Here is a 13,615-nt window from a genome sequence, read left to right as displayed (position 1 = left end):
CGAACCTACTTCTCTTGCGCTATGACGCGCTCGTTATGCGCGTCAATCATGATGATCTCGATTATGTCGTATAGATCTTCTACACCATACACAGTCGAAAGCTCTAGCAATGTCGCCTTTCCGGCGCTCACCGCGAAGCCTATCGAGCCTGGGACGTTCTGGTAATTCTTGAGACGCCGGGATTGTCTGGTTGGTGCGTCTGAGAGGGACCCGAGCGGTTTCCTTCTGTAAAAAAATCGATGTGCAGAGCCAGGATCTCCTTTCTCAGCTTGAGGCGGGTAACCACTTCCTCGATGTCATCCTCTTCCAGACGACGAAAAACCTGATGATTTCGCCGATCCGGACAGATTTGTACGCAGGCAAACATTTCGTCCATCAATGGTGCGACATCGTCATATCTCAGCGTCGTCAGTGCTTCGATGCCCATCCTGGCGAGCCCCGCCATGCCGGCACCCTCGACATCATCGGGGATCTCGGCGCCGGCGGTGGTGAGCGCCAGGAGCGCCTTCGCCCCCCACTTCTCCGCCTGGGAGGCCGGCATCTCCGTGATAAGAAAGGTCTTGCCGTTGTCGCGGTTATCGTCTTCGATGGTGATGTACTTCGTCTTGCGCGCCATTGTTTTATCCTTCTGTTCTATACCATCAGATGATTGAGTGGATAAGTTACGTTCTGGACGGGGCCACCCCTGAACGATCAGCCGATATGACCATGAACCATTTGCCTTTCGGCATTTCTGACTCCAGTTCATAAGTCATGTTGTAGATATTCCACGTACCGCAAGCAGGCGTCAGATCACTCTGAACTTGAATGGGATAACCGTAGTGGATGTTTGGATTAAATCTCGCGGTAATCTCTACGCCCGCTTGGTTGAAGGCGGGGTATCCCACCATGCCCGTCTGCGGCGAGAGCAGAACGGCGCCGGCTTGGCGCGCAGTTCCTGATTTCCAGATCGCCAGGTTGTTGTTGTCGATGATCCACTGGACGCCGGCCATCTCGGCGAGTTGCTGCGCCTGGTCTCTGGCAGACCCTGAGAGGTACGGGTCCCTGACCTTCGCATCGACGTCGTTGCCCTCGAAGCGCAGTCCCATCTTCTGCGCCAGCTGGCCCATCACCTGCTTGACGTCGGCCGACCCCTTGAGGCTCGTCGGCTCGATCTTCTGCACGGCCTCATAGAGCCCGGCCGCAGCCGAGACGCGGAAGCAGACCGCTGGGGCGGCCCGCATGTCGGCCCAGGCCAGCGAGATCGTGCCGGCGAAGACGATCGCGGGTTGCTGGCCCTCCTCCCACGCCTTGACGGTGATGGAGTTCTTGCCCTGCGTCAGGATCTGCGTGCCGAGGGTGGTCAGCTGGTTCATCAGCGACAAGGGCAGGCCGTAGATCGCCGCCTCCATCCGGCCCATGTCGGCGCCGCCGGGCTTGGCGATCATGACCGAGGCGCGCAGGCCGGCATGCGTCTCGCCGGAGGCTCCGGGCACGGTCGTCAGGTTCGTCGTGTTGTTCTGCGCGGGCCCGAACTTGCCGGTGCCCAGCTTGAGCTCGAAGCTCAGGTACTTCCGCTTGAAGGCCATGCCGCCGCCCTTCAGCCCCGGGCCACAGGGGAGGCGCCGCCGCGGCCGTCGTCTCGGGCGGCGCCGTCGAGGACTGATCGCAGGGCCTGACGGGCGAAGGTGCTCACGCTCAGGCCAGCGCGCTCCGCGGCCTTGTTGATGTCGTCCCGCAGAGGGCGATCAACACGGATGTAGAGGTGAGAAGGGAACTTGCTACGCATGTTCTATGCCTGCCTGTGCAGGCGCAATACAACATGAGATAGATCAAATGTCTTGCGTCTCTAATGCATATCCCTACTGGTAGCAGATTGTTTGATTGATTGCTTTTGTGATTAAATTTGGTTTATTTCAGTTTTTTGTTAGAGGCGAGGCATGCCGCTGGTGCAACCCGTGCCCCGCCTCAAATTTCAGCGCTGATCGGGAAGTCTGAATTTCCAGAACGACTGGATATATCCAAGCCTGGCAGATTTTTCATGCTCAATAAAAGATAAATAACTGTGAGGATTTCTATTCCCCGATATCTCGCTTTCTATTCTATAGAATATATAATTGATAATATATGCGTATTTCTCATCGTCTAATTCTCTGAATTTTTCGTATCCGCCGCCGTATATTTCTTCTTCGCTTTTTATTTCTGTTAGAACGTCCATCAAAATATTAGCAAGTTTATTATCTTCTGTAAGAGTTGCAATATAAAATCTGAAGTTCTGACTTATGCTTTGTTTAGCCTTCTCGAAAGCTGCATCTGCAATCTTCTCCGCATCTATGATTTCAAAGCTCTTCTCTAATCTGTTCTCGACTTCTTCGCTCACAGTGCGGCCACTCTCAGCGGCGGCGGCCTCAATGCGCTCGCGCAGGATCGGGCGAGTTCGGAACTTCAGGTTCGTCGATTTCCGATCTTCAGCGGGTAGCGCGGGGCGCCCGCGCCTCCGTGAGGCTCCTTCGTCACTGTTCGTCATCGGCATCCCTTTTCCGTCCCACGAATATATGACCTCTCAATCGGGCGCAACAACGGTTGCCTTTCAGCGTTTGCCGTCATATCAATTCATGACCCCCGATTGGGGCGCATTTCGAAGGTGCGCGGATGAGCGACGATCTCGACAAGCTGCTGAGCCAAGCCATGGTCGGGCCCGCGCTCGCCTTTCGCGTCCTGAACATCAGTCCCAGCGCCGGCTACCGAGCGCTCGCATCGGGCGAGATCCCGAACGTGAAGGTGGGCGGCCAGTACCGCGTGCCGACCGCGAAGCTTCGCGAAATGCTCGGCCTTTCCGCGGCTCCGTCGAAGGCCGCCTGACTTCCCGCCGTCGGCGGGCGCGGCCTGCCGGCTCTCCGCAGACGCTCCGACGCGCAGAAAAAAGGCCCCGCAACGGGGTCACCGCGCGGGGCCTAAAGGTCAAAATCGCATGACCACAAATAGGCGCACAGCCGCTCGGCGGCAATCTATTTCGCTGCCCGCCCCCACGTCTGAAGTCTGGGGCGCCGACGACGCCCGCGAGATGCAGATCCGGATGGTGGCCCACCGCACCGGCCGCCCGATCGCTACCGCCGCGGCGCTCGCCGAACTGGCCTTCGCGCAGGTCGACCGCTGGGGAGCCCGGGCATGAGCACCACCCCCGCCTCCGGAAAGCTCACCCCCTCCGGCACCTTCCCGACGCCCTACGGCGTCGCCGTCCCGGTCTTCGAGCCGCCCGCGCCCGATCCGTCCGGCGAGGAACACGTGCTGTTCTCGATGGACGGTACGGCTACCTGTGCCGGAATTCACGATCCGGAGCAGCGTAGGCGCTTCATCGAGGAGGCGACCCGGACAGGGCGCTTTCCTCGGTTCGAGGATTTCGGTGGGCATGCGGTCCCACGGGTCCTGCTGCCGCGCCCGCGCGACCCTGCTTACCCGCGCATCCCGCAGGTCGAAGGCATGCCGGCCGAGGCCTGGATCACGGGCTTGATGGATCGGTTTCGGTGGTGCGACCGGGCGGAGTTCCTGGTGTCGATCATCGGCGAGAACCTCGACCAGATCGGCGCGGGGCGGGCGCTCGCGGAGGAGTTCTTCCCGATCGCCCTCTCCGTCCTGCTCACCGGGGCGCTCGAGCACGTGCCCGAGCCGGAGATCGACTGTCTTGAGGCAGCGGCGTTCTACGCCGTGAGCGAGCATGCCGAGTGGCGGGCCGCCGGCCTGCAATGGCTCACCCCGTTCCGGGAGACGTGGTTCCGGGACTGGCGCGACGCCCGCCCGTCCTACGCCCGGTTCGCCAGCCTCCTCACCCCGGTCTACGGCCTCCCGGCCTGGCTCGGCAGCGCGGAGGGCGCGCCGTGATCCACGTCCCCGCCGACTACGAGGTGGTCGTGACCCGCGACCAAAAGTTCGACGTCTCGGACGGCGGATGGGTGACCATCCCGAGGAAGCCCCCAGGCACAGGCTGGCAGATCGCCGACGCCAGCCGCGACCGCCACACGGTTTGGCGCCGCGTCAGAACGGATGTCGCCTTCACCCAGCTTGGGAAGGCGCATGGCAGTCGCTAACCCCCCAGACCTCCGGTCCATCGCCCAAGCCCTCGGGGGGAGGTTCACGGGCGCCAGGTCCTCGCCCCGGGCCCCGGGCATTCGCGCCAGGATCGCAGCCTGTCGGTGCGTCCCAGCGACGTCTCCCCGGGCGGCTTCGTGGTCCATTCGCACGCAGGCGACGACTGGCGGCTCTGTCGGGACCACGTTGCAACCGCGCTGGGGCTCGCTACCATTTGGCGGCAGCGAGAAGCTGACCCGACCGAGGTGGCGCGCCGGCAGGAGGCGCGTCGGCGCGCTGAGACGGCGGAACGGCAAGAGGCGGAGCGCCTGCGGAAGCGGGCCGGCGCGATGTGGCGCGAGGCCCAATGCCCGGTCGGAACGCTGGTCGAACGCTACCTGAACTCCCGAGCCCTCGAACTGCCGCGCGACGTGGCCGGAACGGTCCTCCGCTTTCATCCGGCCTGCCCCTGGGGCAGGGCACGGCACCGGCGATGATGGCCGAGATCCGGTGCGTCCATACGGGTGAATTCCTGGGTGTGCATCGCACCGCCTTGACGGCAGACGGCCGCAAGCTCGGACGGAAGGTGTTCGGCTCGGCGGCCGGCGGCGGCGTCATGCTCGACCCGCTGGCCGCCGCTCGCCCGACTCTCGTTGTCGGCGAGGGGATCGAGACCTGCCTCGCCGGGCGGCAGGTCGGTCTGCGCCCAATGTGGTCGCTCATCAGCGTGGGCAACATCGGCACGCTGCCCGTCCTCGACGACGTGATCCGGCTGACCGTCCTGGCGGAAGTCGACACCGCCCCGAACCGGCCCAGCGCCGCGGCTTGCGAGAAGGTGGGCGCCCGCTGGCACGCCGCGGATCGGTCGGTCGATTTTCTCTTCCCGCCCGACGGCGCGAAAGACTTCAACGACGCCCTGATGATGCAAAGAGGTGCGGCCTGATGCGACCCGTTCGGCAGGCCGAGCCCTTCATTCGGGCCCGGCGCGAGACCTACGTTCCCCCCAACCAAGCGCGATCAGCCCCCAGCCGGTCCCGCAGCTCATCGAGCGCGACCGCCTCGAGATCGCCCCTGCGATGAGCACCGCACCAGCATTCCCTGTGGAGCACATGCCGCCGCTGATGCGCGATGCTGTGATGGCGCTCGAGGAGCACGTCCAGGCCCCGCGCTCGCTGTGCGCCCATTCGGTCCTGAGCGCCGCGATGCTGGTGTGCCAGGGCCTCGCCAACGTCGAGGTGGCGAGCCTGCCGAGCCCGCGTCCCCTGTCACTGTTCATGCTCGCTGTCGCCGTCTCGGGCGAGCGCAAATCGGCCTGCGACGACCTCGCGCTCGCTGCGGTCGCCAAGCACGAGGCCGAACTGCGGGTGCGGTACGAGGAAGATCTGCGGGAGCATCAGGCCGCGCACGCCGCCTACGAAGCTGAGAAGCGCAAGGTGGAGAAGGACACGAAGCTGTCCCACCCCGAGCGATATCAGCAGTTGCGGGACCTGCGCGAGCCGCTGCCGCCGCTCCTGCCGGTGATTCGCGCAAAGGAGCCGAACCTTGAGGGGCTGCTGAACGTCCTGAACCAGGGCCGCGCCGCCATCGGCATCTTCACCAGCGAGGGCGGGCAGTTCCTCGGCGGGCATGGCATGACGGCCGAGACCAAGACCCGCACTGTCACTGGCCTGTCGGAGTTGTGGGACGCCGGCTCCGCCCAGCGCATCAGGGCGAAGGAGACGCTGTTCCTCAACGGCCGGCGCCTGGGCATCAGCCTGGCGGCCCAACCCCAGATCGCCTCGGGACTACTCGGTGACGAGTTGGCGAAGGACCAGGGATTCGTTGGGCGCTTCCTGGTGACCATGCCGGAGAGCACGATCGGGAAGCGCGTGATCCGCCCGACCGAACCGGCGGCGGATGGCCGACTGGCCGAGTTCCATCATCAGTGCCGGCGGCTCCTCAGCGCCCCGCTGCCGCTGCGCGAAGGTGCGCGGAACGAGCTCGTGCCGCCATCGCTCGGCCTGACGCCGGAGGCGTGGGGGGTGTGGCGAGCCTTTGCGCAGTCCGCCGAGGACGACTGCAAGCCCGGCGGGAGGTGGGTCCCGGTGCGCTCGGCCGCCCTGAAGATGGCCGAGAATGTCGCCCGGATCGCCGGCATCCTGACCCTGTTCCAGGATCCCGAGGCGCTGCGCTACGACCCGGATGCGGGGATCAGCGGCGAGACGATGGCGGCGGCCTGCGCCATCGGGATCTTCTATCTGACCGAGGCGCTTCGGCTCACCGGGCATGCCATCCTCGACCCGGAGACACGCGCGCAGAACGAATTAGCCGAATGGCTGAACGATAAATACAGCGGAAAGCTCATAGCTCCCAATTTTATACAAAGGTTCGGACCTAATCACTTGCGCTCAGACGCAGAGACAGTCCGCCGGCGCATTGCCGTTCTAGTTGGGTTTGGGCGCCTAGAAGCTGCCGGTAAACAGGAAATCGACGGAAAAAACTATCGCGAGACTTATCGCGTTCTTGAGCCGGAGGTGTAGCGTGTCCGACCTTCCGCTGTTCGACCCGTTCAGGGCCCTGGAGGAAGTGCGCCAAGAGGCCCGCGGAGAACTTTCGCAGAAACTTTCGCAACCGCCTGCGAGAGTAAAAATCCAATCAGATGAAGAGCTTACCCATACTTTCGCAACTCTCGCAACTTTCGCAGGGTCTGAACGCGCGGACCGACTCACGCCCGCCCGTGCGAATGATGTTGTATGTAAAAATTCTTCTTCTTCTTCAGATACATACGCGAGAGCATGGGATCCCGCTCAGGGTCCCGATCAATCTCGCGACACGACCCCTGCGAAAGTTGCGAGAGTTGCGACAAATTCACTAAGCTACGGACTTGATTGGGAAAAATCTGAAGCTGGGCCTGCGAAAGTTTCGTTGCCCATTCTGCGAGAGTGGCGGGCTGGTCTGAACCGACTGTCGCCGGATCGTATCCCCTGCCCGGACTATCGGCCTGAGGAGTGGGCCGCCGTGCTGGCGAACGCCTGGGGCTTCCTCGACAGGTTCGGGGCGCAGGCCGAGGCCCTGGGCTGGCAGACGCACGAGCTTTTCGGGGTCCACCTGACCCACGGGACGATCCGCGTCGATCACTGCGGCGCCATCGTCCTCGTCGTCGGCGGGCCAGTCCGTGCCGTCACGGCCGATGCTATCCGGTTCGAGCGCGTCACCTACCGCCGCCGGCCGCTCGCCCCTGTCGGGGTCCCGATCTGGGAGGCCGCGCGATGATCGCCCCCTGCGACCAGTTCGGACCCTGGCGGCCTGACATCACCGACGCCGAGCGTCTGGCCCGCCTGCGGTCCTTGCGCGCAATCGCGCACCTCACCCTCGGGCCTCGAGGCGAGGCTTTTGCCGTCGCTCTGCGGCTGTCCGAGCGCGACCCGGATCAACTCCCCGTCGCCCTTCGCGCCCTCGACGCCCTGGCGCCGCTCGACCGCCGCCAAGTGCTCGCGTCCTTCGCCAGCCTTCACCGTACCACTGCCTGAGGACCCCACATGCCCGTGCAATCCAAGCCCTGGACCAGCCCCGATGTGCGAGCGGCGGAACTCGCCCTCGACAAGCTCCTGTCCGCCATCATCGCCCACGATGCCACGCGGGATCAGGAGCCGCGCGGGCCGATCAAGGCGACGCCGTTCTGGTTCGTATCGCTGGATGATGCCGCCTTGGCGCAGGCGGCCTTTGACGAGCTGGTGCGCGACCCGATCCACTACGCCCTGCGCCATGGCGTGAAACGGCTCGGCCGGGAACTCCACCGGCTCGGCGGGCTCGACGCCATGAGCGCCGCAATCGACCGCGTTGCCGACATGGACCCCCGCCACTCCGGCCGGCGCGTGTCCATCATGGACAGCGCGTGGAACGGGATCGGCGAGGGCTCCGCCCGGTGGTGGAGCTAAGCCGATGCCCGGCACCCCCCGAAAGATATTCTGAGGAGGCCCCATGTCCGACACCCTGAAATCCCTGTTCGCGACCCCAGCGCCCGCGCCCCGCGACCGCCAGGAAGCTGCCGCCCAGGTCGAGGCCGACGCCCGCCTCGTCCCGGACGACGATCCGGCCGGGGCCCTGGTGGTCGCGATCGACGCCGGGTTGCGGTCGCTCATCGCGGCCGAGGCGCCGGAGCCGGTCACGAGCGCCGCCCTGCGCCCGCACGGCGTCGCGGTGCATCAGCTCGTCGGATCGATCCGCGGGATGCGGGCCGTCCTGCACAAGGCCGCGGGCCTGGATCCCGACCGGGCCGAAGCCCGCCGCGACATGCTGGACAAGGCGTGGCACGGCATCGGTGACGAGCGCGGGGTCTGGACGGCATGAGCGCCCCCGCCCGCAAACCGCAGGACCCGGCCACCATCACGGCCGGGCTCCTGTCCCTCGTCGTCGCCCTGGAGGGGATTCCCGCAGGCTCGCCGGCCGGCGCGGCCTACACCGCCGCGATCCGCCGGCGGGGCGAGGACCTGGCCGCCGCCGGTGGCGTCGAGGCGCTGCGCGAGGCCCGCACCGCCGCCATCGCCGCGGCGCCCGACCGTGTCGAGACCCGCGCCGCGCTAATCGATGCCGCCTGGGCCGCCGTCCCGGGCTGGACCGCCTGAGCCGAGAGGACCGTACTTCATGCCCGCCGGCCTCGACACTTTCGCGAAGGTTCGCGCCCTCCACGACCGGACCACCAGCCCGGGCGAGAAGGCTGCGGCCGCGGGCAGGATGGAGGCGCTGGCCCGCTCCGCCGGCATGACGGTCGCAGAGGCGGTGTCCAAGTTGGACGAGGCGGCGTCACGGCCGGCATCGGGCATGGACTGGGCCGCCTTCACCGAGGCGTTCAGGCGGGCCGATGCGGCAGGGAAGGCAGCCGACGCGCCGGAAGCCCCGTCCCGGCGCCGGGGGCTACCCATCTACGATCCGAACAAGGTGGAGCCCTGGCGCGACGTCGCCGAGCACTGCCTGCAGCTCGATTGGATCATCCCGAAGGCGCACGGCGGCAGGTTCCTGACGAAGGACGAGCGCGACCGGCTGAAGGTTATCGCCCGGCACCACGGTTCCGTCACGAACGGAACCGCCGATTGGATCGAGACAGTCCTCGCGCGATGCGACGAGGCGCGGAAGTCCTGGCGCGACCGGGGCAAGGGCGGGGTGCGCCCAGACAGGAAGGCGACCGAGAGCGACATCGAGAAGGCGGCGGAGCTCGTCGCCGCGGCGAAACGCCGGGAGGCGTCCAGATTGGACACCCCGGAGCCGGAGCCGGAGCAGGAGCCGCAGGCTCGGACCGCGGCCGACGCCTTCAGCGCGTTCTTCAACTCGCCCGAGATGCGCGCCGCCGCGGCGCAGCGGGAGACCAAGCGCCAGGCCCGAGCCGCCGCCGCCATCGACAAGCACGGGTCCGAGGAGGCGGTGTTCGCCGACACTCCTCGGGAAGCGGCGTTGCGGGCTGCATGCGCCCACCTCGTCGAGGCGCGCCCCGGGTCCGATTGCGAGGGCTGGTATCGGCTTGCCGGATGGGACGGGATGGACGGCAGGGACAAGCTGCCGGTCTCGGTCCGTGAGGCGGTGCGCCAGGGCTGGCCGCTGCCCGGTACTGTGGCGGAGGCCTGGGCCGAGCACGAGGCCGCCGAGGAACTGGATGGCGAACGGCACGCATGCTGCCGCGGAGAGTACCACGCCCACCTGTGGGTGGAGGCTCGGCGCTGGATCCTGGAGGAGATGCTGGACAGCCTGCCGGCGCGCTCGATGCGGGATCTGAGGGCGCGGCTGGCGTGGATGCAGTACGTGCTGGACCTCGGCTTCAGCCGGCCCGTCGAGAAGGATCAGGCCTGCCTCGATGCCCTTCGCGGCGACGTCGATCGGATGGGCGAGCGGATCCGGGCGGCGGAGCACGGCGCAGATTTGCGCTCTCCCGATCCGGAGGGCTCGCCGCCCGTCCAAACTGGACACTGTGAGCCGGGGCTTAAATCTCAGCCGCAGCAGGACAATCCAGATCTGGATGGAGCAACCGACGCGGTTCTCCGTCCGTCCCGCGAAACCTCTCCAGGGTGTGAGGCCGGTCCCGACCAGCTGAAATCCCAGCCCCTCCAATCTGGACAGGATCAGGGGATATCCCGCCCGGCATACCCCTCTCGCCGCACCAACATCGAGAAGCGCCGCGACGTCCTCGACCTGCTCGGCTCCGGTCTCTCCGATCGCGAGATCGCCCGCCGGGCCGGCGTCTCCGCGCAGACCGTCGGCAACATCCGGAGGACGCCATGAGCACCAGACGGACCGGCGGCCGGCAGCCGCCCTCGATGCAGTCACCGTCGGCCGACGACCAGCAACAGGTCGTGGACGCGACCGTGGCTCGCGTCGTCGAGAACATCGCCACCAACCTGCGGGCTATGGTCCCTGAGCACGCGATCCGCCGGCTGATCGAGCTTGAGTTCCGAGCCGCGGTGCGGGCCCTACCGTTGCAGGACTCGCCTCCCCCTCGGCCAGATCCGCAGCCGTCATCGGCCCCAGCAGCTGACCGGATCACCTATCGTGTCACCGAAGCGGCGAAGCTCCTCGGGATCAGCACGAGCAAGGTGTGGGGCCTGCTCGGCGAAGGACGCCTGCCAGCCCGGAAAATGGATGGCGTCACCCTCATCCGCCGCGTCGACCTAGAAGCATTCATCGACACGCTGCCAGCATTTCGAGGAGGTCCGCAGAATGGGTGATGCGAGGCAACGGCTATCGACCTACCACGCCGGGATCTGGGATGCGCTGCTGGCCGCCGACGAGGCCGCCGCCGCCATCGAGGCCCGAGCCGACGCCCATGCGATGCGCCAGCGCGCCGCCTCGGAGGCCCTGCGGGGATTCGCGGCGGGTGTCAGGGAAGCCCTGATCCCGCAGCAGGCCGATCCCGTCCGCGAGGCCCTGAGGTTGATCGCCGACGTGCCGGGCGTCGAAGGGGAGATCTCGTGCCCGGAATGCTCCGGCCGGTTGCGATGGTCCCGGGCCGAGAACGGGCACGTCTGGGGCAAGTGCGAGAGCGGCGGGTGCCTGATGTGGATGATGTAGACGCTGGTTGTGCCCCTCGCTTACACCTTCCCATAGGCGCAAGATGAGCACTCAAGGGAGGGCAAAATGCCGAAATATGAAGTCAGGCTCTACAAGCAATCCGGCTCCTCAAAAAATATGCATCAGCTTGTCGATCGCATTCAATTCGATGCTATCGACGATGCCGACGCTATTTCCAGGGCTCCAAACATCGATATTCAGACATACGACAACAGCGACTATGCAATTCTATTCGGAGAAGACATGCACACGCTTTGGCGTATAGACGCGGATCGGGATTAGCCCCCACCATACTCGCCCGGCATCCCTGGATCAGGGTCCGTAGCGCTCGCAGGTTCGTGACTGTGAACCTAGCAAATTTCAGCATCCCGGCCTGCGGGCTATCGCGGTTTCAGCCGCATCCCCGTGCTGGGGGCTGAAACCCCCATTGAAACCGGGCCGGCGAGGTGCCCGCGCGCGTGAGGGGTGCGTACCTCGCTGCGTACCAGGAGCAGGGTTCGCGCGCGTAGGGGGTGCGAACCTGAGTGCGAACCGCTCAGGATCGGCTTGGTTTTGAGCCGGATCCGAGCGGGTTTGGCTTAGGCCCCATCGCCCCGCGCCGGTGCGGCGGTGTCCCGAGGATGGGCGGCAGGCAGTTCACGCCCCGGGCCTGCTCGGCTCCGCCCGGTTGAATTTCCTTTGATTGTTTTTCAAGGCAGGGCCCGCGAAGCGCACCCTCTCATTTCCGCTCATGCCTGCCCCGCCGGTGGCTATCTCTCGCTACTTTAGCGAACGCACGCCCTCGGCGACGGGATCGGCGCGCCGGTGCTACAGGTCCCCGAGCCGATCAAGCTGAGCACGGGATCCGGTCAGGATCGCCCGCACCTCGGCCCGGAGCGCCTGCATCTCCCGCGTCCGGAGACCGTGGGTGTAATTGCCGTTCCGGCTACCGGCCGGCGCCCCGCTTCCCTTCGCGCCGCCGTGCATCCGGCACCGGCGCTTCCCCGACACTGCCGGCGACCGGCATTCCAGTCCCTGCCGGGTCCGCGCACAGCATCGGGGCGCCAGGCGCAACGGCGAGGGCTCGGGCATCCGTTGCATGGGCTTGCTGTCCATTTTCGATCTGCCCCCTGGGGACCCCGCCCCCTTGCACGTTGCCAACGATCGCCTGACCGCCCTGGTAGACGTGGACGTGTTCGACCCGCACCGTCTGAGCCCCGCCCCGCCGCAGCTTCGCCAGCGCCTCGAGCTGCGTCGTGTAGGTCCGCATCATCTTCGTGGCGATGTTGCCGAACTTCTCCATCCGGTCGACGTCGGAGGTGTAGGCCAGCTTCCGCAGCGCCTTCATGGCAACGTCGTGGGTGGCGACCATCTGCACGGCCAGCATCGCCTCGATCTCGTCCTGAGGGGCGATTCCGGAAACCGCGGCCAGGCCGGCGTTCAAAGCCTGCTCGGTGGGAAGTTCTTGCTTCTCCTCCCGCAGCACCGATCCGAGTTGCGTGACGGCATTCGACGCGAAGTCGGACGAGGCCGTGCCGAACGTGTCGAGGCAATGCAGGAGGTGACCCGCTGTGTCCGAATGCGGACGCTTGATCCCAACCCCACCCTCCGGCGAGGTGGAGACGCTGTATTCCAGGGCAGCCGGACGGGCCTTGTAGCGTTCAAGCGCGCGATCCATCGCGGCTTTCTCGCGATCATCAGGCTCGCGCAGGGGCTTCGCTTCGTCTGTCTTCGATGGTTTTGCCATAGCGGCCCCTTACGCGAACACCTTCGATCCACGAAGACTAGCACAACCTTCTATGCTGCTGGGCTCTCCGAGAGGGACTGAGCACACCTTTACAGCGCGCTCAGCCTGATATTCGACCCGGACCCGGACCGAATGACCATCAACGTCGTGACGGCGGCTGAGGCTTGTAACCGGCCGCCGCATCGCCGCCGGTCCCAGCGCCCTCTTCTCCGTCGCCCTGATCGGTCGACCCGTCCATTTCCGCGACCATCGCGATAGCGGTCGGCAGCGTCAGCTCCGTGAGCGCCTTCACCTGAGCCTCGGCCGCCATCACGCGGTCCTTGAGGCCAGCGTTGCTCCGCTTCAGCGCGTCGGTCTCCTCCCGGTCCTTCTTTGCTGCCGCTTCGGCTTTTGCCTGCCGGCTCTCGGCGATGCGCTGGAAATCCTGCGCCACGGCAACACGCGCCGAGGGCACGTCGACGTGCTGACGCGGATCCTCCGGCGGCTGCGGCGGCTCAGAGATGGCGGGCGGGAGGAGGCTGCCGCCCGCGGCCACTATCAGGGCGCCGACGGCGACGGTGAGGGGGACCACGATGGACATGTGGGGCTCCGAAAAATGGTGACGCCCAATCGGACCCATATTCGCGGCTGGATAGCAAGCGGCATATTACGGTGGTTATCATTTTGTTATACCTGTGACCGAAAACCTATAAATCTGCAATCTGCACGGGACCGCAAGAAACCGTTTTGCGCATCCGGATGAATCGGCGATCCATTTCCTAGCAACGTCTTTCGGCGCCGCGAGCGAAGGGGCAGAAACAGCCTCTCCAC

General features: G+C 65.7%; 22 protein-coding genes. 16 read left to right on the top strand and 6 right to left on the bottom strand.

Annotated elements, in window-relative coordinates; translation table 11 throughout:
- Positions 1-139: 139 nt before the first annotated feature.
- From DA075_RS35680 to DA075_RS36310, 3 genes are all read right to left on the bottom strand, one after another.
- Positions 140-616 carry a hypothetical protein gene (locus DA075_RS35680; protein WP_244936729.1) on the bottom strand — a complete coding sequence of 159 codons (477 nt, stop codon included), beginning with the start codon at positions 614-616 and terminating at the stop codon, positions 140-142.
- Between the two features lie 46 nt (positions 617-662).
- Entirely contained in the window at positions 663-1,568 is a 906-nt protein-coding gene (locus DA075_RS35675; RefSeq protein WP_099957739.1) for a baseplate hub protein, read from the bottom strand.
- 386 nt (positions 1,569-1,954) lie between these two features.
- Entirely contained in the window at positions 1,955-2,506 is a 552-nt protein-coding gene (locus tag DA075_RS36310; RefSeq protein ID WP_123834626.1) for a hypothetical protein, read from the bottom strand.
- A 125-nt stretch (positions 2,507-2,631) separates the two neighbouring features.
- Here DA075_RS36310 and DA075_RS35670 point away from each other — a divergent pair, with 125 nt between their 5' ends.
- The 16 genes from DA075_RS35670 (at position 2,632) to DA075_RS36300 (ending at position 11,361) form a co-directional block, all read left to right on the top strand.
- Positions 2,632-2,841, top strand: a complete 210-nt coding sequence (locus DA075_RS35670) for a helix-turn-helix domain-containing protein (RefSeq protein ID WP_099957738.1) — start codon at positions 2,632-2,634, stop codon at positions 2,839-2,841.
- Between the two features lie 109 nt (positions 2,842-2,950).
- Positions 2,951-3,151, top strand: coding sequence for a hypothetical protein (locus tag DA075_RS36305; RefSeq protein WP_123834625.1), 201 nt, complete (start codon positions 2,951-2,953; stop codon positions 3,149-3,151).
- Positions 3,148-3,858, top strand: a complete 711-nt coding sequence (locus tag DA075_RS35665; RefSeq protein ID WP_099957737.1) for a hypothetical protein — start codon at positions 3,148-3,150, stop codon at positions 3,856-3,858. Before DA075_RS36305 ends, DA075_RS35665 begins: the two co-directional genes overlap by 4 nt.
- Positions 3,855-4,064, top strand: coding sequence for a hypothetical protein (locus DA075_RS35660; protein ID WP_244936728.1), 210 nt, complete (start codon positions 3,855-3,857; stop codon positions 4,062-4,064). The genes DA075_RS35665 and DA075_RS35660 overlap by 4 nt, the downstream gene beginning before the upstream one ends.
- 105 nt (positions 4,065-4,169) lie before the next feature.
- On the top strand, positions 4,170-4,541 hold the full coding sequence (locus tag DA075_RS38775) for a DUF7146 domain-containing protein (RefSeq protein WP_420813180.1): 372 nt from the start codon (positions 4,170-4,172) through the stop codon (positions 4,539-4,541).
- Positions 4,538-4,987: a toprim domain-containing protein gene (locus DA075_RS35655; protein WP_164712613.1), complete on the top strand. Its 450-nt coding sequence runs from the start codon at positions 4,538-4,540 to the stop codon at positions 4,985-4,987. Before DA075_RS38775 ends, DA075_RS35655 begins: the two co-directional genes overlap by 4 nt.
- Positions 4,988-5,120: 133 nt before the next feature.
- On the top strand, positions 5,121-6,563 hold the full coding sequence (locus DA075_RS35650; RefSeq protein WP_099957735.1) for a YfjI family protein: 1,443 nt from the start codon (positions 5,121-5,123) through the stop codon (positions 6,561-6,563).
- 478 nt (positions 6,564-7,041) lie between these two features.
- Positions 7,042-7,296, top strand: coding sequence for a hypothetical protein (locus tag DA075_RS35645; RefSeq protein ID WP_244936727.1), 255 nt, complete (start codon positions 7,042-7,044; stop codon positions 7,294-7,296).
- Complete coding sequence (locus DA075_RS35640) at positions 7,293-7,553, top strand: hypothetical protein (RefSeq protein ID WP_099957733.1); 261 nt, start codon at positions 7,293-7,295, stop codon at positions 7,551-7,553. The genes DA075_RS35645 and DA075_RS35640 overlap by 4 nt, the downstream gene beginning before the upstream one ends.
- Before the next feature lie 9 nt (positions 7,554-7,562).
- Positions 7,563-7,961 (top strand): hypothetical protein, encoded by a 399-nt coding sequence (locus tag DA075_RS35635; RefSeq protein ID WP_099957732.1) that lies wholly within the window; start codon positions 7,563-7,565, stop codon positions 7,959-7,961.
- Between the two features lie 43 nt (positions 7,962-8,004).
- Positions 8,005-8,373 carry a hypothetical protein gene (locus DA075_RS35630; protein ID WP_099957731.1) on the top strand — a complete coding sequence of 123 codons (369 nt, stop codon included), beginning with the start codon at positions 8,005-8,007 and terminating at the stop codon, positions 8,371-8,373.
- The gene (locus tag DA075_RS35625; RefSeq protein ID WP_099957730.1) at positions 8,370-8,648 is read left to right on the top strand and encodes a hypothetical protein; all 279 of its coding nucleotides are present in this window, start codon (positions 8,370-8,372) and stop codon (positions 8,646-8,648) included. Before DA075_RS35630 ends, DA075_RS35625 begins: the two co-directional genes overlap by 4 nt.
- Positions 8,649-8,667: 19 nt before the next feature.
- Positions 8,668-10,293, top strand: coding sequence for a helix-turn-helix domain-containing protein (locus tag DA075_RS38770; RefSeq protein WP_099957729.1), 1,626 nt, complete (start codon positions 8,668-8,670; stop codon positions 10,291-10,293).
- On the top strand, positions 10,290-10,736 hold the full coding sequence (locus DA075_RS35615; RefSeq protein WP_244936726.1) for a helix-turn-helix domain-containing protein: 447 nt from the start codon (positions 10,290-10,292) through the stop codon (positions 10,734-10,736). Before DA075_RS38770 ends, DA075_RS35615 begins: the two co-directional genes overlap by 4 nt.
- Positions 10,729-11,079: a hypothetical protein gene (locus DA075_RS35610; protein WP_099957728.1), complete on the top strand. Its 351-nt coding sequence runs from the start codon at positions 10,729-10,731 to the stop codon at positions 11,077-11,079. The genes DA075_RS35615 and DA075_RS35610 overlap by 8 nt, the downstream gene beginning before the upstream one ends.
- Before the next feature lie 66 nt (positions 11,080-11,145).
- Entirely contained in the window at positions 11,146-11,361 is a 216-nt protein-coding gene (locus DA075_RS36300) for a hypothetical protein (protein WP_123834623.1), read from the top strand.
- A gap of 525 nt (positions 11,362-11,886) precedes the next feature.
- On the opposite strand, the gene DA075_RS38055 is transcribed toward DA075_RS36300, so the two are convergent.
- The 3 genes from DA075_RS38055 to DA075_RS35600 all read right to left on the bottom strand — a co-directional run bounded on the left by DA075_RS38055 (position 11,887) and on the right by DA075_RS35600 (position 13,385).
- The gene (locus DA075_RS38055) at positions 11,887-12,069 is read right to left on the bottom strand and encodes a hypothetical protein (RefSeq protein ID WP_338068044.1); all 183 of its coding nucleotides are present in this window, start codon (positions 12,067-12,069) and stop codon (positions 11,887-11,889) included.
- Positions 12,005-12,805: a hypothetical protein gene (locus DA075_RS36955; protein WP_164712612.1), complete on the bottom strand. Its 801-nt coding sequence runs from the start codon at positions 12,803-12,805 to the stop codon at positions 12,005-12,007. Before DA075_RS36955 ends, DA075_RS38055 begins: the two co-directional genes overlap by 65 nt.
- 139 nt (positions 12,806-12,944) lie before the next feature.
- Positions 12,945-13,385: a hypothetical protein gene (locus tag DA075_RS35600; protein ID WP_099957726.1), complete on the bottom strand. Its 441-nt coding sequence runs from the start codon at positions 13,383-13,385 to the stop codon at positions 12,945-12,947.
- Positions 13,386-13,615: the final 230 nt, after the last annotated feature.

It is taken from the genome of Methylobacterium currus (assembly GCF_003058325.1).
Classification (GTDB): Bacteria; Pseudomonadota; Alphaproteobacteria; order Rhizobiales; family Beijerinckiaceae; genus Methylobacterium; species Methylobacterium currus.
Note: the sequence above shows the minus strand (reverse complement) of the source record. Positions and strands in the feature narration are given on the sequence as shown.

What these genes read in the sequence shown, in the direction of transcription:
- DA075_RS35680 (WP_244936729.1), bottom strand. Translation starts at nt 616, where the DNA reads ATGGCGCGCAAGACGAAGTACATCACCATCGAAGACGATAACCGCGAC.
- DA075_RS35675 (WP_099957739.1), bottom strand. Translation starts at nt 1,568, where the DNA reads ATGGCCTTCAAGCGGAAGTACCTGAGCTTCGAGCTCAAGCTGGGCACC.
- DA075_RS36310 (WP_123834626.1), bottom strand. Translation starts at nt 2,506, where the DNA reads ATGACGAACAGTGACGAAGGAGCCTCACGGAGGCGCGGGCGCCCCGCG.
- DA075_RS35670 (WP_099957738.1), top strand. Translation starts at nt 2,632, where the DNA reads ATGAGCGACGATCTCGACAAGCTGCTGAGCCAAGCCATGGTCGGGCCC.
- DA075_RS36305 (WP_123834625.1), top strand. Translation starts at nt 2,951, where the DNA reads ATGACCACAAATAGGCGCACAGCCGCTCGGCGGCAATCTATTTCGCTG.
- DA075_RS35665 (WP_099957737.1), top strand. Translation starts at nt 3,148, where the DNA reads ATGAGCACCACCCCCGCCTCCGGAAAGCTCACCCCCTCCGGCACCTTC.
- DA075_RS35655 (WP_164712613.1), top strand. Translation starts at nt 4,538, where the DNA reads ATGATGGCCGAGATCCGGTGCGTCCATACGGGTGAATTCCTGGGTGTG.
- DA075_RS35650 (WP_099957735.1), top strand. Translation starts at nt 5,121, where the DNA reads ATGAGCACCGCACCAGCATTCCCTGTGGAGCACATGCCGCCGCTGATG.
- DA075_RS35640 (WP_099957733.1), top strand. Translation starts at nt 7,293, where the DNA reads ATGATCGCCCCCTGCGACCAGTTCGGACCCTGGCGGCCTGACATCACC.
- DA075_RS35635 (WP_099957732.1), top strand. Translation starts at nt 7,563, where the DNA reads ATGCCCGTGCAATCCAAGCCCTGGACCAGCCCCGATGTGCGAGCGGCG.
- DA075_RS35630 (WP_099957731.1), top strand. Translation starts at nt 8,005, where the DNA reads ATGTCCGACACCCTGAAATCCCTGTTCGCGACCCCAGCGCCCGCGCCC.
- DA075_RS35625 (WP_099957730.1), top strand. Translation starts at nt 8,370, where the DNA reads ATGAGCGCCCCCGCCCGCAAACCGCAGGACCCGGCCACCATCACGGCC.
- DA075_RS38770 (WP_099957729.1), top strand. Translation starts at nt 8,668, where the DNA reads ATGCCCGCCGGCCTCGACACTTTCGCGAAGGTTCGCGCCCTCCACGAC.
- DA075_RS35615 (WP_244936726.1), top strand. Translation starts at nt 10,290, where the DNA reads ATGAGCACCAGACGGACCGGCGGCCGGCAGCCGCCCTCGATGCAGTCA.
- DA075_RS35610 (WP_099957728.1), top strand. Translation starts at nt 10,729, where the DNA reads ATGGGTGATGCGAGGCAACGGCTATCGACCTACCACGCCGGGATCTGG.
- DA075_RS36300 (WP_123834623.1), top strand. Translation starts at nt 11,146, where the DNA reads ATGCCGAAATATGAAGTCAGGCTCTACAAGCAATCCGGCTCCTCAAAA.
- DA075_RS36955 (WP_164712612.1), bottom strand. Translation starts at nt 12,805, where the DNA reads ATGGCAAAACCATCGAAGACAGACGAAGCGAAGCCCCTGCGCGAGCCT.
- DA075_RS35600 (WP_099957726.1), bottom strand. Translation starts at nt 13,385, where the DNA reads ATGTCCATCGTGGTCCCCCTCACCGTCGCCGTCGGCGCCCTGATAGTG.